The sequence below is a fragment of the Fictibacillus sp. b24 genome, from assembly GCF_030348825.1.
GTDB lineage: Bacteria > Bacillota > Bacilli > Bacillales > Fictibacillaceae > Fictibacillus.
Map to the genome: position 1 here is coordinate 3,251,596 of NZ_JAUCES010000005.1, position 23,469 is coordinate 3,275,064.

Sequence of the window (23,469 nt, forward strand, 5' to 3'; positions counted from 1 at the left end):
TTTTTTATGTGATTGGTGCTCTTTTTTATATGATCGAACGCCATTTTTATGTGATTAATAGTCTTTTTTATGTGATTAAGAATAGCTCCCTACTCTAAGCATTAAAAAGCTGATACAGCATGCATGCCATATCAGCTTTATTCTTAACGTTTCTGTAGTTGCTTCAATACTTCGTCCACTTTCGCATGATCTTCAGGAGAATCATCTATATGCTTCCACAAAATCTCACCATTCCGATCAAACACCCATGAACTTCCTTGAACATTTACATCCTGATTTTTAACAGCGCTTAAGAAATGCTTTCTTTCATCCTTTTCTTTTGGCACAATATCGCTTATTTTGACTTCACCTTTTAAGAGATCCGCACCTACAGCCAGCATACTTTTCACTGTGGACATGTGGTGGTTCCCCATCTCATGGTACACGTTCAGTTCAGGGTCGCCGTAAATTTCAAACGGAAACACACCATGTACATCCAAGAACTCTTGAATCTGCTGACGATCGGCCGGTGAAACAACTACTACTTTTACCGACAATCTATCAAACTCCTCATATGACTCACGCAACTGCGCAAGGAACTCCTGATAGTACGGTCAGCCGAGGTGTCTGACTAACACAACGAACGTTTTGTCATCTCCAAACAAATCATGAAGGACAACAGACTGTGAACTTTTAACAGATACCAGTTGTTGATCTAGATTCATCAAAATAGCCTCCTTGTATTAAACGTTCGGATATTCCTGAGAAAGAGGGTGAAGCATGATCTCATCCACAACCATATGTTTTGGGGCGCTTGCCATGTAAGCTACTGCCTCTGCAATATCATCCACCTTCAGCCAGTCTTCTTTAAAATCGAGACCAGGCTCAGAGTCTGCAAAATACGTGTCAATGGCACCAGGGTTCACAGTACCTACACGAACGCCAAACTCCCTAAGCTCTTGTGCAAGAGAACCTGAAAATCCTTGTACCGCGTATTTTGTAGCTGTATAAACAGAGCCATTCGCAATCGTTCTGCGCCCAACATCAGATGAGATCGTGATGATTGTTCCTACTTTACGCTCTTTCATATGTGGAACAACCGCTGTACTACATAAGAATACACCTTGAACGTTAACTTCAAACATATGTTTAAAATCAGCTAAAGAATGCTCTTCTGCCAGCTTAAATTGGCCTACTCCTGCATTGTTTACTAAAATATCAACTTGTCCGTATTTATCAAACGTTTGTTTAAAGAGATCAGCAACATCTTCTTCTTTTGTTACATCTGCTTTAACCGCTAGTACTTCATAGCCTTTATCTTTTAATTTCTCTGCTGTTTTAAAAATATCATCTGAGGAACCAACTACAGTTAACTTGGCACCTAGACTTCCTAATTTTTCAGCGATTGCTCTTCCACACCCGCGAGATGCACCTGTTACGACCGCTATTTTTTCATTAATCATGTTTAAAACCTTCCTTTCACAGCTTTGTTACTTTTCACCCTATTATAAACATGAAAAAGACTCAGCACCAAATTCGGTCTGCGTCTTTCTTTAACAATAAAGACTAAAATTAATAGTGTGTTGCTTTTGTTCATTTTGTTACTTCTTTGACAAGTTGATTGGAGTGCAAGGTGCGAGACTCCTGCGGGACGAGCGGTCAGGTGAGACCCTTAAAGGCGCAAAGCGGCAAGGGGCTCACCGGTCGCCCCGCGGAAAGCGAGCATCCTGGAACGGAAATCAATTGCTTTCAAGAGCATCAAAGATTGCGGAAACAGTCTATTAAAACAACCCTAGCGTATTAAAGAATACAATGACGATGATGACCGGTACGATATAGCGAATCAGCATCAGCCATAATGCGAACCCTCTTTTTGTCACAGAAGAACCTGCTCTGAATTCCTCCAAAAGCATTTCTTTTGGATATCGGTAACCTACGAATAGAGCGATGAATAATGCTCCTAGTGGCAGCAAGATGTTACTAACCAAGAAGTCTAATAGATCGAAAATTGTTTTACCGAAAAGTGTTACATCTGATAGTACACCCATTGAAAGTGCTGATGGAACCCCAGCAGCAAAGATAAGCACACCGATGATCCAAGACCATTTTGCACGGTTTGACAGCTCACCCTTTGTAATGGATGCCACAATGATTTCAAGCATAGAGAACGCTGAAGTTAACGTTGCAAACAAGAACAGCGCCAAGAATACGATAAAGAAAAACTGTCCAAAGACGATTTGATCAAATACAGCCGGAAGAACAACGAACAACAATCCAGGACCTTCTGTCGGCTCTAGACCTAGAGAGAACACTCCTGGGAAGATCGCCAATCCAGCTAATAGTGAAATCAAAACGTTCAGCAAAACGATCGTTGTTGCAGATTTTGTTAAGCTCTCTTTTTTACTCAAGTACGAGCTGTACGTAACCATTACGGAGATACCCACACTCAACGAGAAGAACGATTGTCCTAACGCAAAAAGAATGTCGTCCGCCCCAATCTTTGAGAAGTCTGGGAACAAGAAGAACTTAACGCCTTCCATCGCGTTATCCAGTGTCAGTGAACGAATGATCAATACGGCAAACAACACAAAAAGTGCTGGCATCATAATCTGATTCGCTTTTTCAATACCGTTCTTAATTCCGCGGCTTACAACAAAGATCGTAATCATCATAAAGACGAATTGAGAGATCAATACTGGCCAAGGACTTGAAATCGATTCGCCAAAAAGAGCACCAAAATCATGGTTAAAGAAGTCACCTGAAAAGCTTTTGCTAAGATAAAGTACGATCCAGCCTCCAATAACACTGTAAAAAGATAATAAGATAAATGCAGTTGCTACACCCATTCTGCCTAGCCAAGGCCATGCAGAACCTGGAGCGATCGTCCGGTAAGCGGAAACCGCCTCTTTTTGTGCTCCTCGCCCGATAACAAATTCAGCCATCAAAAGCGGAAAACCAACTAAGAACGTAAACAATAAAAAGATAAGGAAAAAAGCTCCTCCACCACTTGTACCCGCTACATAAGGAAATTTCCAAATCGCTCCGAGTCCGATTGCGGATCCTGCTGCAGCTAAAATAAAGGCTAATTTCGACGTCCACTGGTCTTGCTGTTTCATAATTAAATACTACCTCCCCTGTTACAAATACAACTAGCTCATATTAAACGTTTGTTTAACAAACTAACTGTTTCTTGCGCTTCTTTCATCATGGTTTCAAGCAGTTCTTTCACACTTGGTACATCTTTAATTGCCCCTGCGATCTGTCCGCTATTAATAAAACCGTTCTCTAAGTCCCCTTTTACAGCTCCTAAAATATGATGTTCTTCTGAGGTGTGTGTTAAAAATTCTTCAGGTGTGACGCCATTTTTTTCAAGCTGAATCAGCTTTTGAGCATAAGGTGTATCGTAAATTCTTCTGATCTTGCCAGTCGAGCGGCCGACGATTAACGTTTTTTTATCATCTGCCTCAACTAATGACGTTTTGTAGATATCGTGAAAAGGTGCTTCTTTTGTGGCGATAAAACGGGTTCCCATCTGCACGCCTTGTGCTCCTAACGCGAAGGCTGCAGCCAAACCGCTTCCGTCTGCAATTCCTCCAGCAGCAATGACCGGTATGGCCACACTTCGGGAAACTTGAGGCAGAAGCACCATTGTTGTCGTCTCGTAAGGAGAGTTTAGACCTGCTGCTTCATAGCCTTCAGCTACAAGGATATCCGCTCCTGCTGCCTCTGCTTTTTGCGCATGATAGACAGAGGCAACAACGCAAATAATCTTGATTCCATGTTCCTTCAATTTTGCTATGTAAGGTGCCGGATTACCCGCCGAAAGAGAAACAACTTCGACTTTATGCTTGATCAGAAGACTTAAGATTTCTTTTACATTCGATGCAACGGTTAAAGGTACATTAACAGCAAATGGCTTGTCTGTCATCCCCTTTGTTGCAATTATCAGATTCTCTACCTCTTCAGGTGACATCGTGCCAGCCCCAATTGTGCCCAATCCACCTGCATTTGAGATAGCAGAAGCTAGCTCTGCATTGCTAACATTCCCCATACCACCTTGAATGATAGGGTACTTAATGTTTAATTTTTCGCAGATGAGATTCAAATTTCCCGCCTCCCATTCTTACCTTTGTTATACTGAACCTATATACCTGTAATTAAGGAGGCTCATTATGAAATACACATTTAATGGTAAAACGCCAAATGTTGATGAAAGCGCTTTTATTGCTCCTGGTGCACACGTTGTCGGTGATGTAACAATTGGCGAAGGAGCAAGCATCTGGTTTAACTCTGTTCTTCGCGGTGATGAAGGACCGATCTCCATCGGTAAAAAAACAAACGTTCAAGACAACTGCACCCTTCACTTGTATGAAGGCTACCCGCTTGTCTTAGAAGATGAAGTGTCGATCGGACACAACGTGATCCTGCACGGCTGTACTGTAAAAAAAGGTGCTCTCGTTGGCATGGGTTCTACCATTCTTGATGGTGTAGAAATCGGTGAACAAGCCTTTATCGGTGCAAATACTCTCATTCCACCAGGTAAAAAAATCCCACCAAGAGTAATGGTTATGGGCTCCCCCGGTAAAGTTATCCGTGAACTGAACGACGAAGACCTGAAACTGATCCAACTTACGATCGACACGTATTACGAAAAAGGACAGCAGTTTGCCACTGAATTAAAAAAATAATTTATTGGGAAGCACTTTCGTTCATAAATCCGAAAGTGCTTCTATTTTGCTATTTTTTAATGGCTAGTTATTATTCACTTCATTAGCAAGTTGATTGAAGCGTAAGGTTGCGAGACTCCTACGGGACGAGCGGTCAGGTGGAGACTCCTAATGGCGCAAAGCGGCAGGAGGCTCACCGCACGCCCCGTGGAAAGCGAGCAGCCTGGAGCGGAAATCAACCACTTTCAAGAACAACAACGTTTCCACTCAATACAAAAATCGCTACCAGCAGAAGATAGAATTACTTTTCCTGAATGAGCGGGTGATTCAGCACATCATGTTTTGTATTCTTTTTAAACGCATTCCCATCTGAATAGATGCTTTCAAAGAAACGGCTTGCTGGTCCTGCGAGTGCACGGTAATAATCACTGAAGAGCGAAGCAGCGTGGTCGCCAAGCCAATCTGCATGCAGAAGTTCTTGTGGCAGACCTGGATCGATGAACAGAAACTTACGGTACTCATGAACGAGCTTTGTACGCTCTACAAAACACTCGCCGTCTGTCATTTCACCTTTTTCGATCTTATTTTTATCGATCACATATTTTTTTGAATACGTGACAATAAATTCATTGTACTTTTGGTTGATATCATGAAGATCCCAGCACTCTGAAACAAGCTTTTCATTCTCATTCGGTCCGTTGTAGACCGCTGTAAATGAATGAACGTAGTCTTTAATATCATATTTATCAATCATGGCTTGAATCTGTTCAGAGGATGGGTGCGGTGAGATCCAGAAACTGTTCGCAAGCAGACCGAAGCCGCTCCAGACAAGCTCTTTTCGAAGTTCATCCCGAATGTTTCTTTTCTCTTCTGGAATCGTATACGTGAACATCATCCATTCGCCATTCCACGGTTCCTGCTGCACGTTAAAAATCCTTTTTGCAGCTTCATCCATTCTCTTTTTACCACGGTCCGTTAAATAATAATAACTCTTGTTTCCTTGTTTTCTCGCTGCAATCCAGCCTTGTTTGTTCATTCTCGAGATAGCCGCTCTAACCGCTTGTTCGTTGTGTCCAAACTCTTCCAACAAACGAATCAGGCTGCCAATCCATATTTCACTCCCATAATGCCGGATATAATCTCCGTAAAGCGTAAAGATCATAGAGCGTGTGTTTAAACTATTCTGCATGTTCATACCCTCATTTGTACCTGTTATTGTCTGTACAATCCTACCATAAAGAAAACTTAGCTGACATCAAGTCTTTCACGTCAGTCTTAGTTGCGCTTATACTATCGACCTAAACTTGTACCCTCGTCGAAAATCATCGTGCAAACAAGTTATACTCTATGATAGTGGAACAATGGAGACAGAAACAAGTTACTCTCCCTTAAATACAGGTGGTCTTTTTTCACCGAAAGCGACTAGCGCTTCCATTCGGTCTTTTGTTGGAATTGTCACTTCATACGCTTTTGCTTCAATCGCAAGTCCTGTTTGAAGATCTACTTCCGTTCCGTGTTTAATCGCATATTTCGCTTGCTGAACAGCGACAGGTCCGTTCTTCATTATTAATCCTGCATAGTTTTCACAGACCGCCATCAGCTCTTCTCTTGATGTAACTTGGTTTAAAATGCCGTAAGAAAAAGCTTCTTCTGCCATCATCTTTTTTGCTGTAAGAATGAGCTCCATCGCTTTTGCCTGACCGATCAGTCTTGGCAGACGCTGTGTTCCGCCAGCACCAGGAATGATTGCCCAGCTCAGTTCTGTTAGACCCATAGACGCTTCTCTTACAGAAACGCGAAGATCACATGCAAGAGCTAGTTCGAATCCTCCGCCGAAAGCATGACCATTGATCGCACAGATCGTAGGCTGAGGCAATGCTTCTACAGCTGAAAACACATCGCGGATTTTACGTACATTACGGCGAACTTCTGATTCGGTGAGCGTTCTTCTTTCTTTTAAATCAGCTCCTGCACTGAAAGCTTTTTCCCCTGCTCCAGTAAATATAACGACACGAACATCGTTGTTATGATGAATGTCTTCTACCACTTCTTCTAGCTCTTTTAGCGTTGCATAGTTAAAGCAGTTTAATACTTCTGGACGATTCAATGTCACATAAGCAACGAAATCTTTAACCTCGTATAAAATAGCACTCACTTTTAGTTCCTCCTATTCGTGGATCGCTTCAACAACAGAAGCAATTCCCTGACCTACTCCAATGCACATCGTCGCAAGTCCGTACCGTGAACCTTGCTTTTTCATCTCATGAATAAGCGTTGTTAAAATGCGTGCACCGCTTGCCCCAAGTGGATGGCCAAACGCGATCGCTCCGCCGTTTACGTTAACTTTACTGCGATCCAATTCTAATTCATTGATACATGCTAACGATTGTGACGCAAAAGCTTCGTTCAGTTCGATTAAGTCTAAGTCACCCACTGAAAGTCCCGCACGCTTTAACGCTTTTCGTGAAGCTTCGATCGGACCGACACCCATAATGGACGGCTCAAGACCTGCAACTCCTGACGAAACATAGCGAGCCAAAGGCTTTAATCCTAATTCCTCTGCTTTTTCACGGCTCATCAATAGCAGTGCTGAAGCTCCATCGTTCACGCCAGACGCATTTCCTGCTGTTACACTGCCATCTTTAAACAACGGTTTAAGCTTGCCTAGTTTTTCAAGCGATGTTTCCGGACGCGGATGCTCATCATCTGTAATCCATGTTTCATTTCCTTTTCGATCTACTAATCTTACAGGAACGATCTCTTCATTAAATCGGTTTTGTTCAATCGCTTTTTTAGCTTTCTGCTGAGAGTCGTAAGCAAATTTGTCTTGGTCTTCTCGTGATATCTCATACTTCTTCGCTACGTTTTCTGCTGTTTCTGGCATAGAATCTGTACCGAATTTTTCATGCATAAGCGGATTTACAAAGCGCCATCCGATCGTTGTATCAAACATTTTCATATCGCCGCGCGGATACTCCACTTCTGGTTTGCCCATGACAAACGGTGCACGTGTCATGCTTTCGGTTCCACCTGCGATGAATATGTCCCCTTCACCTGCTAAAATGGCACGTGCTGCATAAATAACGGCGTCCATACCTGATCCGCAAAGACGGTTGATTGTTGTTCCACCTACTTCGACTGGAAGCCCAGCGAGTAGTGCAGACATTCTAGCTACGTTTCGATTATCTTCCCCAGCACCGTTTGCATTACCGAATATAACTTCTTCAATCTCTTTAACAGGTACTCCCGGGTTTCTTTCTACAAGCGCAGAAATAACGACTGCTCCAAGGTCATCAGGTCTGACTGACTTTAACGCACCTTTATAGCGGCCAATCGGTGTTCGGACAGCATCAACGATAACAACTTCTTTCATTACTTCTTCACCCCGCTGCCTTCCCCTGTGTAATCATAAACCCCTTTACCGGATTTGCGGCCAAGTCTTCCTGCTTTTACGTACTTCACTAAAAGCGGTGCCGGGCGGTATTTTTCACCTAGGGTTTTATGAAGATAGTTCAGGTTGTTTAAGCGTGTATCAAGCCCTACTAAATCTCCAAGCTCAAATGGTCCCATCGGAAAATTCAAACCAAGTTTAATCGCTTTGTCGATGTCTTCTGGCGTGCCAACACCTTCTTGCAGCATGTAGAATGCTTCATTACCAATCATAGCCGAGATTCGGCTCGTAACGAATCCTGGGAATTCATTCACGGTCACCGTTTCTTTCCCCATCTTCACAGCAGCTTCTTTCCCTAGCTCGACCGTTTCATCGTTCGTTTCATGCCCACGTACGATCTCAACAAGAGGCATTCTGTGTACGGGGTTGAAGAAGTGCATCGCAATTACTTTTTCAGGACGCTTTGTAAATGATCCGATCTCTGTCGGACTCATCGTGGACGTGTTTGTAGCAAGCACACAATGCTCTGGTGCAGAACGGTCTAATTCTTCAAAAACAGCACGCTTGATCTCTATGTTTTCAGGAACTGCCTCAATTACTAAATCAGCACCGCTTACAGCTGCTGATAGATTCGCAGTGTATGATAGTCTTTCTTGCGCTCGTTCAGCATCGCTTTGCGAAAGCTTCCCGCGAGATACCGCTTTTGAAAAAATAGAATCAATTTCTTTCTTTGCATTTTCCAGCTGGTCTTCTTTTACGTCAACAAGCTGAACGTCGAAACCGCCAACTGCGCTCACATAGGCGATCCCTCTTCCCATCACACCAGATCCAATGACTACTGCATTTTGCAACATGGTCTCTCCTGCCTTTCTTTTAAACAAGTGTTTAACGTTTTGTATGCTTAGATGCTTTTGTAAGTTGTTGGTTTCCGTTCCAGGATGCTCGCTTTCCGCGGGGCAGGCGGTGAGCCCCTTGCCGCTTTGCGCCGTTAAGGGTCTCACCTGACCGCTTGTCCCGCAGGAGTCTCGCACCTTGCACTCCAACCAACTGGTCATTGAAGCTAAATAGAAAAGCCCCAAGCAACGGTTTACAAGTAAAAACATTGTATAAAAAGCGAGCACGATGGCCCGCTTTTCAAATCTGTTACTAGATCTATCAACGCAAATTAACAGAACTAGATATCAACTAAATTACAAATTAAAAGGATTCAACGGACGAGACCCTGTATAGGAAACGACACTCTTTGTTTCTGTATAGAGATCAAGCGTTTCAATACAAAGCTCACGACCAAAACCTGACTGCTTATAGCCTCCGAACGGCGTTCCCGGGAATGCTGAGAACGGTGAGTTGATCATGATTGTTCCTGCTTGGATCATGCCTGCAACACGTGTTGCTTTCGCATGGTCCTTTGTCCAGATCGCTGCTGCTAAACCGAAGTCCGTGTTGTTTGCTAGTTTCACAGCCTCTTTTTCGTCCTTAAACGTCGATACAACAACAACCGGCCCGAAGATTTCCTCTTTAACCACTTTCATGTCTTCGTTTACATCCGTAATGATTGTCGGCAAATACCAGTGTCCGTTTTCAAAACCATCCACTTTTGCACGTCCGCCGCCAAGAGCAATTGTTGCGCCTTCTTCTTCAGCAGATTTTACGTAACCGTCGATTACTTCAAGCTGACGCTCAGAAATGATTGCCCCAACATGTGTACCTTGATCAAGCGGATTACCAAGTACAAGTTTCTTCGCTTTTTCAACGAACTTTTCCATGAAGGCGTCATAAACACTTTCTTCAATATAAAGGCGAGAACGCGCTTCACAAGATTGGCCTGTGTTATAGAAAATACCGAATAATGAGCCATCAACTGCAGCATCGATATCTGTATCTGCAAACACTAAGTTAGGAGATTTTCCACCTAGCTCGAGCGTTACACGTTTTAACGTCTGAGATGCTTTTGCCATGATGTCTTTACCTGTTCCTGTTTCACCAGTGAACGCTACTTTATCGACACCTTCATGCTCAGCAAGGTATGAACCGACTGTAGCTCCATCACCTGTGATGATGTTTACAACACCTTCAGGAACACCAGCTTCGTGGCAGATCTCCGTCATAACGATAGCCGTAAGTGGAGTTAAGCTTGCAGGCTTCAAGATAACGGAACAACCTGTTGCGATTGCTGGTGCGATCTTCCAAGCAGCCATCATCATCGGATAGTTCCACGGGATGATCTGCGCGCAAACCCCTAGAGGTTCTTTTAACGTATAGTTCATGAACGGTCCTGGCATCGGGTTTACAGCACCGCGGTGGCTGACGATCGCACCTGCATAGAACTCAAAGTCTTCGATCGCTTGCATGACTTGACCTTGTGCCGCGCTTAGTGATTTTCCGCTGTTTAGAATCTCAAGCTCTACTAGCTCGTTGAAACGAGAACGCATGATGCTAGCAATCTTGTTCATCGTACGAGAACGCTTATTTACAGGAGAGCGCTTCCATTTTCCTGTTTCAAATGCAGTTCTTGCCGCCTCAACAGCACGATCAACATCCGCTTTCGTTGCTTTTGCGACCTTTGCTAACGGTTCTCCGGTTGCTGGGTTATATGTAACAAAGTACTCTCCTTCAGATCCACCAACGCTTTGTCCGCCAATAACCATTTCGTACACATCACGTTTCACTGCTTTAACTTCTGTCTTTGCTGTACTCAAGTTCTCCACTCCCTTTAGTCTCGTTGTCTATTTACCTGTGAATGCGGGTTTTCTCTTCTCTAAAAATGACTGTAAACCTTCTTGATGATCAGCTGACTCTCCGGCAATCTTTTGAGCTTGTGCTTCATATTCAAGCACTTCGTTCAGATCGCTTTCCCAGCTTTTGTTCATATAGCGTTTGATCAGTCCAATTGCTTTAGTAGGCATATTGGATAGTTTTTCAGCGAACGTTTCCACTTCAAGCATGAACTCTTCTTCACTTACCGTTTTCGTTACAAGGCCGAACTCTTTTGCTTCTTGAGCTGTGATTTTTTCACCTAATACCGCAAGCTCCATCGCTTTTGCGTGTCCGACCAAACGCGGCAAGAAGTAGAGGTTTCCTGAGTCTGGCACTAAGCCAACATGAATGAATGCTTCTATAAAACTCGCTTTCTCGCTTGCAATACGGAAGTCACAAGCTAAAGCAAGACTCATTCCTGCACCTGCTGCTACCCCGTTAACCGCTGCAATAACTGGCTTCTCCATTGCGACCAGCGCTTGCACCATCGGGTTATATCCTTTACGAAGAACATCACCATAATCCGTGCCATCTACAGAGCCTGTTAAGTCTTGACCTGAACAGAACGCACGCCCTGCACCTGTAATTACAACCGCTCTTACATTGCTGTCTTTGTTCGCTTCTTTTATCGCTGAAACCATTTCTTTATGCATAAGTGATGTAAAAGCATTCAGCTTATCCGGACGGTTCAGTGTGATCCAAGCCGTCTTTCCTCTTGTTTCGTAGCTAATCGTTTCAAACATGGTTATCCCCCTACTTCCCTTTAAACTCGGCTGGACGTTTTTCAACAAAAGCTTTCATGCCTTCTTTTTGGTCCTGTGACGAGAATAATAGATAAAAGTTTTTACGTTCAAACTGCATGCCTTCATATGTTGAATAGTCGATTGATTTATAGACAGTCTCTTTAATTAAGCGAGTCGATAAAGGCGCTCTTGAAGCGACGACTTTGGCATATTTCTTCGCCACGTCCACTACAAGTTCTGGTGCGATTACACGATTGATGACCCCGTATTGAAGAGCTTCATCTGCTGTCATCGGGTCACCGAGCCATAGCCATTCGAGCGCCTTCTTCTGTCCCATCAGCTTTGTAAGTTTTACCGTTCCGCCTGCACCTGGCATGACGCCAAGCTTGATTTCAGGAAATCCAAACTGTGCGTTTTCTGCTGCAAATAGAATATCAGCACATAACGCCAGTTCAAAGCCTCCGCCAAAGCAGTAACCGTTCACCGCACCGATAATTGGTTTTTTAATTGTTGCTAAGCGGTCCCATTCTTTAAACTGATTTAATAGTTCAAGAGAAACGGCTGTATCTTCTTTCATTTCATCAATGTCGGCACCTGCTGCAAAAGCACGCTCGCTGCCAGTCAAAACAATTGCTTTTACCTCATCATTACGGTCAAAACTTTCAAAAGCATCTAATAGTTCCGTAACCATTGGCCGGTTGATCGCGTTTAATACACGCGGCCTGTTTAATTGAATCAAGGCAATCCCATCTTCAACAGAGGTTAAGATTGTTTCGTAATTACTCATTGATTTCCTCACCAATCATAAGTGTTACGAGTTCAGCCGCAAAGCTCATTAAGTCTTTTCCAGAAGCTTTTCCTTCATCAGATTTCATCGCCGCTTTTAGTGCATCATGATCGTCATAGTACATTTCACAAAGAATGTGGTAGTCACTTTTCCCCATTGGTGAACCAACGATTTTTGTAACTTCCATTTTGCGAAGTCCTGGGATTTTTTTCGTAATTTCTGTATGATGTCCAAAATAGTGCTCGTCGAACTGCTCTAAGTTTTCAGGTGTTTTGTAAAGTGCGATTAGTTTTACCATGTGTGTTTCCTCCCTATTTTTAAACTCATAATCTCTTACTATCCCATATCAGCAACAGGTTTCATTGCTTCAAACGGGTTCTTGCAAGACTTGCAATACAGAATACTTCTGCAGGCTGTTGGACCAAAGATGTTTTCCATCGTTACATATGTGGATCCGCAATACGGGCAATCAATTTCCCATGGCTCACCCATCACATGGTTTGCCGGTGGAGGTGAGATGCCGAACTCTTTTAATCTCTCACGCCCCTCGGCTGTGATACGGTCTGTTGTCCACGATGGTGTAAATACAAAATTCACTTCTGCTGAAGTAATTCCTTCTACTTCTTCAATTGCTTTTTTTATATCTCGCTCGATGATGTGCAGTGCCGGGCATCCAGAGAACGTAGGCAATACAGACACTTTCACTGCTCCGCCTGTTACGTCAACTTCGTGCACCATGCCAAGATCTAATATACTGACAGAGGCGATTTCAGGATCTTTTACTTTCCCAAGCGCGTCCATCACACTTTTGGTCATGCTGCTCTTCAATTCGGACACGTGGTTCATCTCCTTTCTAAATCGTCTTACCAGCCAGTTGCAGGGTTCGTTGCATACACTTCTGAAAGTGTTGAAGTCGCTTGCTTTAAGTCATCAGTGTGTACACCGTTCCGGCCATTTCCTCTTTCCATACGCGGCTCACCAGGGTAATGGGCTCCAACTTCTTTAAGAACAGCTTCAATCTTGTTGTTCCATCTCTTTTTCATTACGCTTTCGTCATCAATAAAGTTCGCTTTCACGATATCTTCGTAATATGGTCCGAGTGTAAGCACACCGCCAAAGTCTTTCCAAACCTTCTGAATCGCCGCTGTCATTCGCTCGATCGCTTCCTCCGTACTCGTCATCAGCTGCTTGAACCAGATTTCCCAATGCATCAAGTGATAGTATTGTTCTGTCATGATTTTGCGAGCTGCTTCTGCCAAAGGCTCGTATGCCGAGTGGCGAAGCGAATCTAAACGAATGTGCTTGTGCACCGCGTAAAAGTAGTTGCGCACAACGGTAAACGCCCAGTCGTAATCCGGTTCTTTTAAATATGTGCCAGGTCCGTTCACTTCTTCTAGGATGATGGCGTTTCGGTACTGATCAGGTGATCGGAGGTGAGCAATTCTGTCTGCATCCCCTTCACCAAGGTCTTCTAACAAACGAAAGTAAAGGTTTGCGTGCCCCATCATGTCCTGAGAGATAGATGAGAACGCAACATCCTCTTCAATGTGGGGAGCAAGACCAAGCCATTCAGATCCGCGGAACGAAAGAAGAAAATCATCGTCTGCCAGCTGATATAGAAGCTCAATCAAAGCTTTTCTCTCTTGTGGTTTTAACGTTTCCTGTGTCATGAATTGTCTCCCCTTCCGCCAAGGATGTGCTGTTCGGTAAACTGCTCCTGGTTGTAGTCACGCCATTTTTTCTTTAAATAACCGTACCCTTTTGTTTCTCTATACTCCTTATCCAGCCTTTTGAGCATCTCTCTCTCATCCTGATTAAGTCCTCTGATGTTCTCTCTTTTTACAACCCAAATGTCTGCAACCGTTTCTCTTCTGAAAAAGTTTTCCTTCGCCATGATGAGCGCCATGTCTGCGTTCGGTGCTAAAAGGCTGAAGCTATGCTGAAACGGAGATTTATCTGTTTTTTTGCTAAAAACTTCATAAACGTTGTAAAACTCATTTTTCGGTTCGTTCACGTTGGTTGTCTCTCCCTTCCGCTGTTAGATCGCCTTTTTAGCAGCGAGTGCTGCGCGTACCCACTCGTTATTTTTGTATGAGCGGCGGCGAAGATCTAAGCGATTCTGTGATTGTGGACCGTTTCCGGATACGATCTGTTTAAAGTTGCTCCAATCAGCGTCCTTATAGATCCACATTTGGCTGTCTTCATCAAAACGAATGGTATCGTCTGGAATGGTTAGTCCAAGAGACCAGATGCGCGGAATGTATTTTGTGAAGAACTCTTGTCTGAGGTCTTCATTCGTTTTTGTACGAATTTTATACATGATGTTCTTATCGGCATTCGAGTTGCCTGTTTCTTTAGCAGACTTTGGTCCAAAGAACATGATAAGTGACTCCCACCAGCGGTTTAGAGCGTCCTGCAGCATTTCGCGCTGTTCAGGCGTTCCTTCTGCCATCGCTAAAATAATGCTCTCACCGTGCTGAGCATGGAATACTTCTTCTGCGCAAATACGCTTTAACGCTCGAGCGTACGGGCCATACGAAGAATCTAGCATCATGCTTTGAGAGATAATTGCAGCTCCATCTACAAGCCATGCGATGATTCCGGCATCTCCCCATGTTGGTGCGTCCATGTGGAAAACGTTATGGAACTTTAATTTTCCTGAGAAAAGATCTTCCATGATGTCATGGCGCGTCTTGCCGAGCGGAGCCATCAAGTCTTCTGCTACACGAAGCAAAAGCTGTCCATGGCCCATCTCATCCTGAACCTTCGCCATGATTGCAAGCTTTCTATGAAGTGAAGGTGCTTTAGGTACCCACTCCTTTTCTGGAAGCGCTCCCATAATTTCCGAAATGCCATGCATCGAAATTAATCTGATCAGCTGCAAACGGTAATCATTAGGCATCCAATCATCTGGTTCGATCTTCTCGCCGGCATTGATGCGGTCAAGAAAATGAGTCATTTTCTCTTCTTCACTTAGCTGATTAAAACTCATACCAACTGTCATGCTATTCTCCTCCTATTATATTACGTTTATTTACCGTAATTATAATTTATCGTCATACGATTTAACAATAGTTAAACACCCATTTTTTTCTGAGTTTGCCTAACCACCCTGATTGCCTTACCTTCAGAGCGTGGAATGCCTTTAGGCGGGAAAACTTTAATCTCCATCGAAACGAGACAAGTATCTTTAATTCTTTTTAAAATGGTTTGTTTCAAAATCCGAGTTGCCTCATGATTTTCATCCCCATTTGTCACCCTATAAAGTTGTTCCGTAATCTCCACATGAAGTTCGATATGCTCTTTTAACCCTTCCGTTAAAATATGCACTTGATAATGCGGAACGATATCTTCTATGGAAAAAAGGCAGTTCTCTATCTCTGATGGAAACACATTAACACCGCGAACGATGATCATGTCATCGATTCGACCTTTCACACGGCTCATTCTGATTGAAGTTCTGCCACAGCTGCAAGGTGTGCAATCGATCGATGCAATATCCCCCGTACGGTAACGGATGACCGGAAATGCTTCCTTTGTTAAACTTGTAAATACAAGTTCCCCATACTGTCCATCAGGCATCGGTTCAAGTGTGTCTGGGTTAATGATTTCAGCGATAAAATGGTCATCCATAATATGAAGTCCGTTTTGCGCTTCGTGACATTCCATTGCAACCCCTGGACCCATCACTTCACTCAATCCATAAATGTCCATGGCCTTAATGTCTAATTTTTCTTCAAGTGTTGTCCGCATCTCTTCCGACCAAGGTTCTGCTCCAAAGATGCCATATTTTAATGACGTAGCTCTCGGATTCTTTCCTAGCTCCTCCATCTTTTCCGCTATTGTTAAAATATAGGAAGGAGTGCCGCAGATCACCTGTGGCTTGAAGTCTTCAATCAAAAGAATCTGACGCTCCGTATTCCCGCCTGATACGGGAACAGTAATCATACCGAGTCGCTCTGAACCGTTATGCAGTCCTAGCCCGCCTGTAAAAAGTCCGTACCCATATGCGTTGTGAAGCACATTTCCTGGCTCACCGCCCGCAATAGCGATGGACCGCGCCACCATGTCACTCCACCGATTGATATCCCCTTCTGTATACCCAACTACTGTCGGCTTCCCGCTCGTTCCAGATGATGCGTGAAGACGGACAAGATGGTCTTGCGGTACTGCGAATAATCCAAAAGGATAGTGGTCACGAAGGTCTTTCTTTACAGTAAAAGGAAGATTTTGAAGATCTTCTAATGTTTCAATCGATGAGGGGTGTATTGCTTTTTCGTCAAATGCACTTTTATAAAAAGGGACATTCTCGTATACGTTGTTTACCGTCTGCTTTAAGCGATGCAGCTGCAGCTCTTCTTTTTCATCACGACTCATACATTCCACTTGTGGATGGAGGATCATTTCTTTTCATCTCCCTTTAGAATATGTAAGCGATTACATTTGAGGTTAAAAAAATATGACGTTTTTGTACCGTCACCTTATTATCGTGTGATGTTATTTGTGTTTAGCTTATCACTTATAATAATTTTCTGTCAAATGAAAATAAGTGTTGAAGTGGCTCGATTAAATGCGACAAGCGCAAAAGTTTTTGAGCGCGAACACGCTTTTTGTGTTTCGCGAGGATACGGTTGCGACCTCGAGCTTTTAGCCACTGAAACCAGATAGTTTGAGTACTGAAACAGCCGTTCAGACACGACCAGCAACCAGCATATAAAGGTTATTGAGTCTGTTTGCAAATTTATTGAGTCTGTTTGGAGATTATTGAGTCTATTTGCAAATTATTGAGTCTGTTTAAAATTTATTGGGTCTAAAATCAATTTCTGCACAACATCATTTCACATACATAAAAAAAACCGCCCATTAAAAGGCGGTTTTATAATTAATATAGTAAATCTAAAAACTCCTGGCGTGATACATTGCCAAAGTAATGATTCAAATCAATATCTGCTAACACAGTTTCGATTGCTTCACGGTCATAACGCACACCGTTCAGCTTATTTTCGATATCAGATACGTCGCCAACTCCAAAGAAGTCTCCGAAAATCTTACTTTCTTGAATGATTCCTTTTACGATATGAAGGCGGATATCAACTGATCCTGCTGCGAATCGGTTGGAAAGCTCAACGTTGAACTTCGGTGACTTTCCATAGTTCCAATCCCAGTTCGCATAGCGTTCTCTTGAGATCTTGCGAATTTCTTCCCAGTCTTTTTCTGTTAGCTCGTATTTAGGTACAGAATCCAACTCTTCAAATAGGTAAGAAAGAAGCGTTTGTTTGAACTCTTCCATCGTCATATCTTCATTCAAGTGTTCACGAATATTTGTTACCCGGCTGCGGATCGACTTGATTCCTTTTGACTCGATCTTATCCATACGCACGTTTAGAGCAGAGACCACGTTCTCGATTTCAGAATCAAAAAGCAGCGTTCCATGACTGAACATACGGCCCTTCGTTGAAAACTGTGCGTTACCCGAAATCTTTTTTCCATCAGCTAAAATATCATTGCGACCGCTTAATTCAGCATTCACACCTAGTTTTTTCAGCGCTTTTACAACAGGATCGGTAAACTTCTTGAAATCATGAAACGAGTTTCCATCATCCTTTGTGATAAAGCTGAAGTTCAAATTGCCAAGATCATGATAAACGGCACCTCCACCAGATAAACGGCGAACGACGTGAATACCCTCTTCGCGAACATAGTCTGCGTTGATTTCTTCAACCGTATTCTGATTCTTACCGATGATAATCGATGGTTCATTTATATAAAAAAGCAAATACGTTTCATTGATGTCTAAATGTTTTAAAGCGAACTCTTCGATTGCCAGATTCACTCTTGGGTCTGTAATATTTTCATTATCAATAAAAAGCATAGTTTTCTCCTCTTTCAGTCCCTATCTTTAAGCTCCCCACGTCCAGCCGGAAGAGGCAAGCTCCACTTTATTGTTATACACCTCTTTTGCCTCTGTGACAAGCTGTGATAACTGACCAAAATGAGGAAGATGTGTGAGGAGCAACTGACGAGCTTCAGACTGCTGAGCAAGCATCCCGCAATCTTCTGATGTCATGTGGCCTGGCCCGCTTCCATCCATACCTTTATAAAAGTTGCATTCGGCAATAAGCAAGTCTGCATTCCTGCTGAATGGCACCAGTTCAGGAATCAGCGCGGTATCGGCCGTGTAGACAAGCGTTTCATTTCCATCCGTAACACGCATCGCATAGCATGTAACGGCATGCTTTGTAAGCTGAAACGTAATCGTAAACGGCCCGATCCTTAGCTCCTCTTCAGGATTAAACGGAATTCCCGTTGTATGAGTCCCATGTGTAAGCGACTGAAAACCACCTTCATCCTTTGTGTGCCCATAGATTGGAAGTGTCTTTATACCTTTTTGTAAAAAGGACTGGATGAGGCGGCTATATTGAAGCACACCAATGTCAGCAACATGGTCTGCATGATAGTGTGACAAAATAACAGCATCCAGTTCTTCTGGCTTGATGTAGTTTTGCAGCTGAGAAAGCACACCGCTTCCGCAATCAATAAGCAGATTAAATCCGTCGCTTTGCAAAAGGTATCCGGATGTTGCTTCACCTGCTGCTGGGTAACCTCCCCAATAACCTAAAACCGTCAGTTTCATAATTTCGTCCTCCGTTTTTACTTACTAGTTTACACAAAGGACTTCGCTTTACACTAGTTATTCCGCTTTAAGGCGTCTAATACTTTTTCCAAGATGGGGTTATTTTTATGATCTACTTTATATGCCGCATAGATCGTGTTCTCTGCCTTAAGTTCTGGGAACATTACTTTAACCTTATTCTCTTGAACCAATTTTTCTATTAAATAGGTTGGCAAGATGCTAATTCCCAGCCCATTTTCCACACCTTCTAAAATAGACCTTAAATCGGGAATAACGTGGCATGGCTGAAAATCGGGCCGCTTATTAAAATGTTCTCGCCAATACCTTCTAATGATTGGAAGTTCCAACCCGTAACTTAGCCACTTCTGACCGATTAGCCACTGTTCAATCTCTTCAACATTTTTCGCATCTGTTTCAAACTCAGGCGGCGCTGTTGCAACAAAAACTTCATCTTCAAGCTTTCGGTACTCGATCCCTTGATGCTGTGATTTTTGAGTAGTCAAAATCAGATCCACTTCATCTTTTTCAAGCTTTTCTAGCAAAGTACCTGCCATTCCGAACTGAGCTAAAAAACGTATATTTAAACCTCTTACATTTGCAAGAGCACGTTTCGTAAAATATTCAGCAGGCGAGCCAATACGAATCACTGGGGCAAGTCCTTTGCTAGATGAACTGTGAAGCATTTCAAGTGTCGTATTTTCTAAGTTCTCAATTAAAGGAACTATCTTGGTATACAGTTCTTTTCCCTTGTCTGTCGGTACCATTTTACGAGGAGCCCGAATAAACAAAGGTTCGCCAATTTCTGCTTCTAACGCAGCAAGATGCTGACTCATCGCAGGCTGAGTTAAAATTCTTGCTTTCGCTGCTGCAGAAACAGACCGGTGTTTATAAATGCTGATAAAACTTCGGTACCATTCAAAATCAATCATGATTAATCCCCCCTTCCAGGAATCAAGAAAACAGCACCGCTCAAAATGCCGAACGGTGCAGAGCTTTCTCTATTGATTTATAACGTTTAAGCGATAAACTTCACGCTGTTCGATTAGTGTTTCAATGTTTTTCCGATAGTTGCTATAATGCTCAGATTCGATGTGCGATTTGAGTGCATCTTCATTAGCCCACGTTTCATAAAAAACGAAAGTCTTAGAGTCTTCGGTTGATTCGTGAAGCGTATAGTTGATGCATCCTTCTTCATTTTGAGATGCTTGTACAACTTTTACTAATTCTTCGCGCAAAGAAGCCTCATTACCTGGTTTTGCTTTTAATATGGCATTGATCGTAATAGACAAAATAATCACCTTCTTTTTTAAGTTTCTTTTTGGCAATGCTTTGTTGCATTTGATTGTGGTTGATTTCCGTTTCAGATGCTCCCTTTCCGGGGGGCGTGCGGTGAGCCACCTCGGCGCTATGCGCCCTTAGGTGTCTCACCTGTCACACTAATCCCCCAGGAGTCTCGCACCTTACACTCCAATCAACTTGCAATGAAGACTTACTCCCCTTAATTTAAAGCAAACCATAACCCTTAAACAATCTTACAAACAATTTTCCCTTTCACATGACGCTGAGAGAGCTTTTCGAGTGTTGCTGGAACTTCTTCTAATGAGATCACTTGCTCTAGCAGCGGCGAAACTTTCTTTTCAGCTACAAGCGCTAAAAGTTCGTCTCCCATTTTGGCTAAGTCGCGTTCTGCCACTTCGTCATTATTATGATGAATCGCGTTCAACGCTACTTCATGGAAAGAAGTTACTCTGGTAAAAGGTTTTACGCGTGTGTAATCAGGAGCACCTGCGATGTGTGCAATATGTCCGTTGTATGCAATCAAGTCGAGTGATGCTGTTGCGTTGTCTCGGCTTACTGTATCTAGAACTGCATCTACACCTCTGCCGTTCGTGAACTCCATTACTTTTTCCTTCACATTTTCTTCTTTGTAATCAATCACAAGGTCTGCTCCAAGTGAACGAACATACTCATGGTTGTGTGAAGAAGCAGTAGAGATAACCGTTTTCCCAGCATTCTTCGCAAGTTGAATCGCAAATCCTCCAACACCACCTGCACCTGCATGAATCAAGATTGTATCGATTGCAGACATTGGCAGTTTTCTAAAGAGTGCTTGATAAGCTGTGTATCCTGCAGTAGGAAGCGCCGCTGCATCTTCAAAAGAAAGAGAATCGGGAATACGGGAAATCGTATGTGCTGTTGTTACCCCATACTCTGCGTATGCCCCTTTTTTGTTAAAATCTCCGTGGTACACAACGCGGTCTCCAATCTTCCAGTCCGTAACATCTTCTCCAACCTCATGAATGGTACCTGCAGCATCAAGCCCTAAAATGTGAGGATATGTCCAGTTTGGGTTACCGCCAGTTGCTGTTTTATAATCAACAGGATTTAATCCAGCAGCATGGATTTTTACGACAACTTCCCCTTTACCTGCAGTTGGTGTTTCAATATCTTCTATCTTCATTTCTTTCCATTGATTCTTGTCTTTTAAAAGTAATGCTTTCATTATTTATTCCCCTCTCAAATTTCCGTTCTCAATAAATAAAGCCTGCAAACCTTATTCTCTCTATAAAGGTTTGCAGGAATTCACATTTATGCTAGCTGCTTAAGAACTTCTTTCGCAACAGATATTGTAGATTGCGGATTTTGACCAGTAATTAAGTTTCCATCCACTTGCACATGGTTTGCCCAGTTTTCAGCGGCTACAAACTCAGCACCAAGTTCGCGCATGCGCGTTTCTAATAAGAACGGCATGTATTGATCAAGTGTCGTTGCAACTTCTTCTGCATCTGTGAACGCAGTAACTGTCTTTCCTGCTACCAATGGTTTGCCATCAGAAAGTTTAACACCTACTAATCCAGCTGGACCATGACATACTGCTGCAACAACTTTGTTTTGCTCGTAAAGGTCACGAATCACTTCTTGAAGTTTTGTATTCTCTGGAAGGTCAAACATTGTTCCATGACCACCTGGCAAGAAGATTGCGTCAAATCCATCAATGTCTTTAATCTCATCTAGTTTTACTGTGTTTTCAAGATGTTTTGCTGTATCTAAAATCTCTTGAGGCACTTCACCTTCAAGGCTGCGGTCATCTACTGGAGCTTTTCCGCCTTTAGGGCTTGCTACCATAATTGTGTAACCCGCATTAGCGAACTCCACATACGCTTCACCAAACTCAGAAAGCCAAAGCCCTGTTGAGTGTTCGTTGTTCATGTTATCAGCCGTAGTAACGACCATTAATATATGTTTAGACATTGTAAAATTCCCCCTAATTAAAAGTAAGTTGCTTAACTAACAAAACCTATTGTATACCCTGATTTTCAATAATACAAATTAGAAAATATATCATTTGTTATAAATATTTTTATATCAAATCAACCAAGGGAGTTGTTGATGTTTCGCTCCAAGTTGCTTTCTACTCTAAATAAGATTGTGGCTATTGGCTCGTTGTTCATTCTCTTCATTGACAGATTGATTGGAGTGGAAGATGCGAGACTCTCGGCTAGGACAAGCGGTCAGGTGAGACACTTAAGAGTGAAACGTACGAATGTGGCTCACCGCCTGCCCCGCGGAAAGCGAGCATCTGTAACGGAAATCAACTACTGTCACAGCTGATATAATTCACAAACAAAAAACCCTCGCTATTTAAGCGAGGGACATCATTCAAAACTATTCTTTTACAGCTCCTGAAGTTAATCCTGACACAATTCTGCGCTGGAACAGAAGAACCATGATGACGAGAGGAACGGTTACGATAACGGTCGCAGCTGTAACCTCACCCCAAGGAATCGTAAACTGTCCTTCAAACATCGCGATCCCAACCGGAACGGTCTTAAACTCATCATCTGTATTAATCGTTAACGCAAACAGAAACTCGTTCCACGCTGAGATAAATACAAGGATCGCTGTTGTAAAAATCCCTGGAAGCGCTAGAGGGAGAATAACTCGCCAGTAGGTTTGCATAAGTGACGCTCCATCAATCTTCGCTGCTTCCTCAAGGTCAAACGGAATCTTGCGGAAGAACGTGACAAGAAGCCAGATGGATAATGGCAATGTGAACGTCGTATACGGAATGATCAAACCAAGGTAGCTGTTTGTTAAACCAAGGTTTTTCAATACGATATAGATGGGCGAAATGGTTGCGATCTGCGGAAACATCGATACAGATAGCACCAATCCAAGAATGACTGTTTTTCCTTTAAAGTTTAAACGTGCGATCGCATATGCAGCAAAGCTCGCAACAAGGACCGCGTAAACTGTAGTTATTGTCGAAACGACTAAGCTGTTCCATAGATATTTTAAGAATGGATAGTTTACAAATACTGATTCGTAATTTTCAAGTGTCATATTCTCCGTAAACGGTATGAACGCACGATCACCAAACAACTCGGCAACCGGTTTAATTGAACTTGCCAGTACCCATAAAAACGGAAACATGACAAGGAAGACAAACAATGCTAAAAATATATAAAACATTGGTCCTGCTTTTTTGTTCATTTCCTATTCACTCCTTT

The 23,469-nt window shown here is 42.9% G+C and carries 29 protein-coding genes; 4 read left to right on the forward strand and 25 right to left on the reverse strand.

From position 1 onward, the window contains the following. Positions 1–143: 143 nt before the first annotated feature. Complete coding sequence (locus QUF49_RS16985) at positions 144–566, reverse strand: peroxiredoxin-like family protein (protein WP_353958314.1); 423 nt, start codon at positions 564–566, stop codon at positions 144–146. Between the two features lie 156 nt (positions 567–722). Then, positions 723–1,442, reverse strand: a complete 720-nt coding sequence (locus QUF49_RS16990) for an SDR family oxidoreductase (RefSeq protein ID WP_289496862.1) — start codon at positions 1,440–1,442, stop codon at positions 723–725. Positions 1,443–1,596: 154 nt separating this feature from the next. On the opposite strand from QUF49_RS16990, the gene QUF49_RS16995 reads away from it, so the two are divergent. After that, on the forward strand, positions 1,597–1,764 hold the full coding sequence (locus QUF49_RS16995; protein WP_289497724.1) for a hypothetical protein: 168 nt from the start codon (positions 1,597–1,599) through the stop codon (positions 1,762–1,764). Here the strand turns inward: QUF49_RS16995 and QUF49_RS17000 are convergent. Together QUF49_RS17000 and QUF49_RS17005 are read right to left on the reverse strand one after the other, a co-directional pair. Beyond that, the gene (locus QUF49_RS17000) at positions 1,761–3,095 is read right to left on the reverse strand and encodes a sodium-dependent transporter (RefSeq protein WP_289496863.1); all 1,335 of its coding nucleotides are present in this window, start codon (positions 3,093–3,095) and stop codon (positions 1,761–1,763) included. The two genes, QUF49_RS16995 and QUF49_RS17000, sit on opposite strands and share 4 nt — an antisense overlap. Positions 3,096–3,133: 38 nt before the next feature. Then, positions 3,134–4,084, reverse strand: a complete 951-nt coding sequence (locus QUF49_RS17005) for an NAD(P)H-dependent flavin oxidoreductase (protein WP_289496864.1) — start codon at positions 4,082–4,084, stop codon at positions 3,134–3,136. A gap of 67 nt (positions 4,085–4,151) precedes the next feature. On the opposite strand from QUF49_RS17005, the gene QUF49_RS17010 reads away from it, so the two are divergent. After that, positions 4,152–4,667, forward strand: a complete 516-nt coding sequence (locus tag QUF49_RS17010) for a gamma carbonic anhydrase family protein (RefSeq protein ID WP_289496865.1) — start codon at positions 4,152–4,154, stop codon at positions 4,665–4,667. Between the two features lie 107 nt (positions 4,668–4,774). Further along, positions 4,775–4,945, forward strand: a complete 171-nt coding sequence (locus QUF49_RS17015) for a hypothetical protein (RefSeq protein WP_289496866.1) — start codon at positions 4,775–4,777, stop codon at positions 4,943–4,945. 2 nt (positions 4,946–4,947) lie between these two features. Here the strand turns inward: QUF49_RS17015 and paaX are convergent, their stop codons facing one another. The 20 genes from paaX to QUF49_RS17115 all read right to left on the reverse strand — a co-directional run bounded on the left by paaX (position 4,948) and on the right by QUF49_RS17115 (position 22,210). Next, entirely contained in the window at positions 4,948–5,835 is an 888-nt protein-coding gene (paaX, locus tag QUF49_RS17020) for a phenylacetic acid degradation operon negative regulatory protein PaaX (RefSeq protein WP_289496867.1), read from the reverse strand. Between the two features lie 189 nt (positions 5,836–6,024). Continuing rightward, positions 6,025–6,801: an enoyl-CoA hydratase-related protein gene (locus QUF49_RS17025; protein ID WP_289496868.1), complete on the reverse strand. Its 777-nt coding sequence runs from the start codon at positions 6,799–6,801 to the stop codon at positions 6,025–6,027. Positions 6,802–6,813: 12 nt separating this feature from the next. Next, positions 6,814–8,019 carry a 3-oxoadipyl-CoA thiolase gene (locus QUF49_RS17030; protein WP_289496869.1) on the reverse strand — a complete coding sequence of 402 codons (1,206 nt, stop codon included), beginning with the start codon at positions 8,017–8,019 and terminating at the stop codon, positions 6,814–6,816. Then, a complete protein-coding gene (locus QUF49_RS17035; RefSeq protein WP_289496870.1) occupies positions 8,019–8,891 on the reverse strand; it encodes a 3-hydroxyacyl-CoA dehydrogenase in 873 nt (290 codons plus the stop codon). The genes QUF49_RS17030 and QUF49_RS17035 overlap by 1 nt, the downstream gene beginning before the upstream one ends. A 31-nt stretch (positions 8,892–8,922) precedes the next feature. Next, positions 8,923–9,084 carry a hypothetical protein gene (locus QUF49_RS17040; RefSeq protein ID WP_289496871.1) on the reverse strand — a complete coding sequence of 54 codons (162 nt, stop codon included), beginning with the start codon at positions 9,082–9,084 and terminating at the stop codon, positions 8,923–8,925. A 143-nt stretch (positions 9,085–9,227) separates the two neighbouring features. After that, positions 9,228–10,685, reverse strand: a complete 1,458-nt coding sequence (locus tag QUF49_RS17045) for an aldehyde dehydrogenase family protein (RefSeq protein ID WP_289497688.1) — start codon at positions 10,683–10,685, stop codon at positions 9,228–9,230. A 78-nt stretch (positions 10,686–10,763) separates the two neighbouring features. Continuing rightward, positions 10,764–11,537, reverse strand: coding sequence for an enoyl-CoA hydratase-related protein (locus QUF49_RS17050; protein WP_289496872.1), 774 nt, complete (start codon positions 11,535–11,537; stop codon positions 10,764–10,766). A gap of 10 nt (positions 11,538–11,547) precedes the next feature. Continuing rightward, the gene (locus QUF49_RS17055) at positions 11,548–12,324 is read right to left on the reverse strand and encodes an enoyl-CoA hydratase/isomerase family protein (RefSeq protein ID WP_289496873.1); all 777 of its coding nucleotides are present in this window, start codon (positions 12,322–12,324) and stop codon (positions 11,548–11,550) included. Continuing rightward, on the reverse strand, positions 12,317–12,622 hold the full coding sequence (locus QUF49_RS17060; protein ID WP_066235887.1) for an EthD family reductase: 306 nt from the start codon (positions 12,620–12,622) through the stop codon (positions 12,317–12,319). The genes QUF49_RS17055 and QUF49_RS17060 overlap by 8 nt, the downstream gene beginning before the upstream one ends. A 38-nt stretch (positions 12,623–12,660) precedes the next feature. Further along, on the reverse strand, positions 12,661–13,161 hold the full coding sequence (paaD, locus tag QUF49_RS17065; RefSeq protein ID WP_425590476.1) for a 1,2-phenylacetyl-CoA epoxidase subunit PaaD: 501 nt from the start codon (positions 13,159–13,161) through the stop codon (positions 12,661–12,663). 26 nt (positions 13,162–13,187) lie between these two features. Continuing rightward, the gene (gene paaC, locus QUF49_RS17070; protein ID WP_289496875.1) at positions 13,188–13,994 is read right to left on the reverse strand and encodes a 1,2-phenylacetyl-CoA epoxidase subunit PaaC; all 807 of its coding nucleotides are present in this window, start codon (positions 13,992–13,994) and stop codon (positions 13,188–13,190) included. Next, on the reverse strand, positions 13,991–14,338 hold the full coding sequence (gene paaB / locus QUF49_RS17075) for a 1,2-phenylacetyl-CoA epoxidase subunit PaaB (protein ID WP_289496877.1): 348 nt from the start codon (positions 14,336–14,338) through the stop codon (positions 13,991–13,993). The genes paaC and paaB overlap by 4 nt, the downstream gene beginning before the upstream one ends. A gap of 24 nt (positions 14,339–14,362) precedes the next feature. Then, entirely contained in the window at positions 14,363–15,328 is a 966-nt protein-coding gene (gene paaA, locus QUF49_RS17080; protein WP_289496878.1) for a 1,2-phenylacetyl-CoA epoxidase subunit PaaA, read from the reverse strand. Positions 15,329–15,399: 71 nt separating this feature from the next. Continuing rightward, the gene (locus QUF49_RS17085) at positions 15,400–16,728 is read right to left on the reverse strand and encodes a phenylacetate--CoA ligase family protein (protein ID WP_289496879.1); all 1,329 of its coding nucleotides are present in this window, start codon (positions 16,726–16,728) and stop codon (positions 15,400–15,402) included. A 478-nt stretch (positions 16,729–17,206) separates the two neighbouring features. Beyond that, the gene (locus QUF49_RS17090) at positions 17,207–18,196 is read right to left on the reverse strand and encodes a lipoate--protein ligase (RefSeq protein ID WP_289496880.1); all 990 of its coding nucleotides are present in this window, start codon (positions 18,194–18,196) and stop codon (positions 17,207–17,209) included. A gap of 27 nt (positions 18,197–18,223) precedes the next feature. Then, positions 18,224–18,958, reverse strand: a complete 735-nt coding sequence (locus tag QUF49_RS17095) for an MBL fold metallo-hydrolase (protein ID WP_289496881.1) — start codon at positions 18,956–18,958, stop codon at positions 18,224–18,226. 53 nt (positions 18,959–19,011) lie between these two features. Next, positions 19,012–19,887 carry a LysR family transcriptional regulator gene (locus QUF49_RS17100; RefSeq protein WP_289496882.1) on the reverse strand — a complete coding sequence of 292 codons (876 nt, stop codon included), beginning with the start codon at positions 19,885–19,887 and terminating at the stop codon, positions 19,012–19,014. A 69-nt stretch (positions 19,888–19,956) separates the two neighbouring features. Continuing rightward, entirely contained in the window at positions 19,957–20,256 is a 300-nt protein-coding gene (locus tag QUF49_RS17105) for a putative quinol monooxygenase (RefSeq protein WP_353958329.1), read from the reverse strand. Between the two features lie 224 nt (positions 20,257–20,480). Continuing rightward, positions 20,481–21,461 (reverse strand): zinc-binding dehydrogenase, encoded by a 981-nt coding sequence (locus QUF49_RS17110; RefSeq protein ID WP_289496883.1) that lies wholly within the window; start codon positions 21,459–21,461, stop codon positions 20,481–20,483. Positions 21,462–21,547: 86 nt separating this feature from the next. Next, positions 21,548–22,210 (reverse strand): type 1 glutamine amidotransferase domain-containing protein, encoded by a 663-nt coding sequence (locus tag QUF49_RS17115; RefSeq protein WP_289496884.1) that lies wholly within the window; start codon positions 22,208–22,210, stop codon positions 21,548–21,550. Between the two features lie 216 nt (positions 22,211–22,426). Here QUF49_RS17115 and QUF49_RS17120 point away from each other — a divergent pair, with 216 nt between their 5' ends. After that, positions 22,427–22,570 carry a hypothetical protein gene (locus QUF49_RS17120; protein ID WP_289496885.1) on the forward strand — a complete coding sequence of 48 codons (144 nt, stop codon included), beginning with the start codon at positions 22,427–22,429 and terminating at the stop codon, positions 22,568–22,570. A 54-nt stretch (positions 22,571–22,624) separates the two neighbouring features. Here the strand turns inward: QUF49_RS17120 and QUF49_RS17125 are convergent, their stop codons facing one another. Beyond that, the gene (locus QUF49_RS17125) at positions 22,625–23,452 is read right to left on the reverse strand and encodes a carbohydrate ABC transporter permease (protein ID WP_289496886.1); all 828 of its coding nucleotides are present in this window, start codon (positions 23,450–23,452) and stop codon (positions 22,625–22,627) included. Between the last annotated feature and the right edge of the window lie 17 nt (positions 23,453–23,469).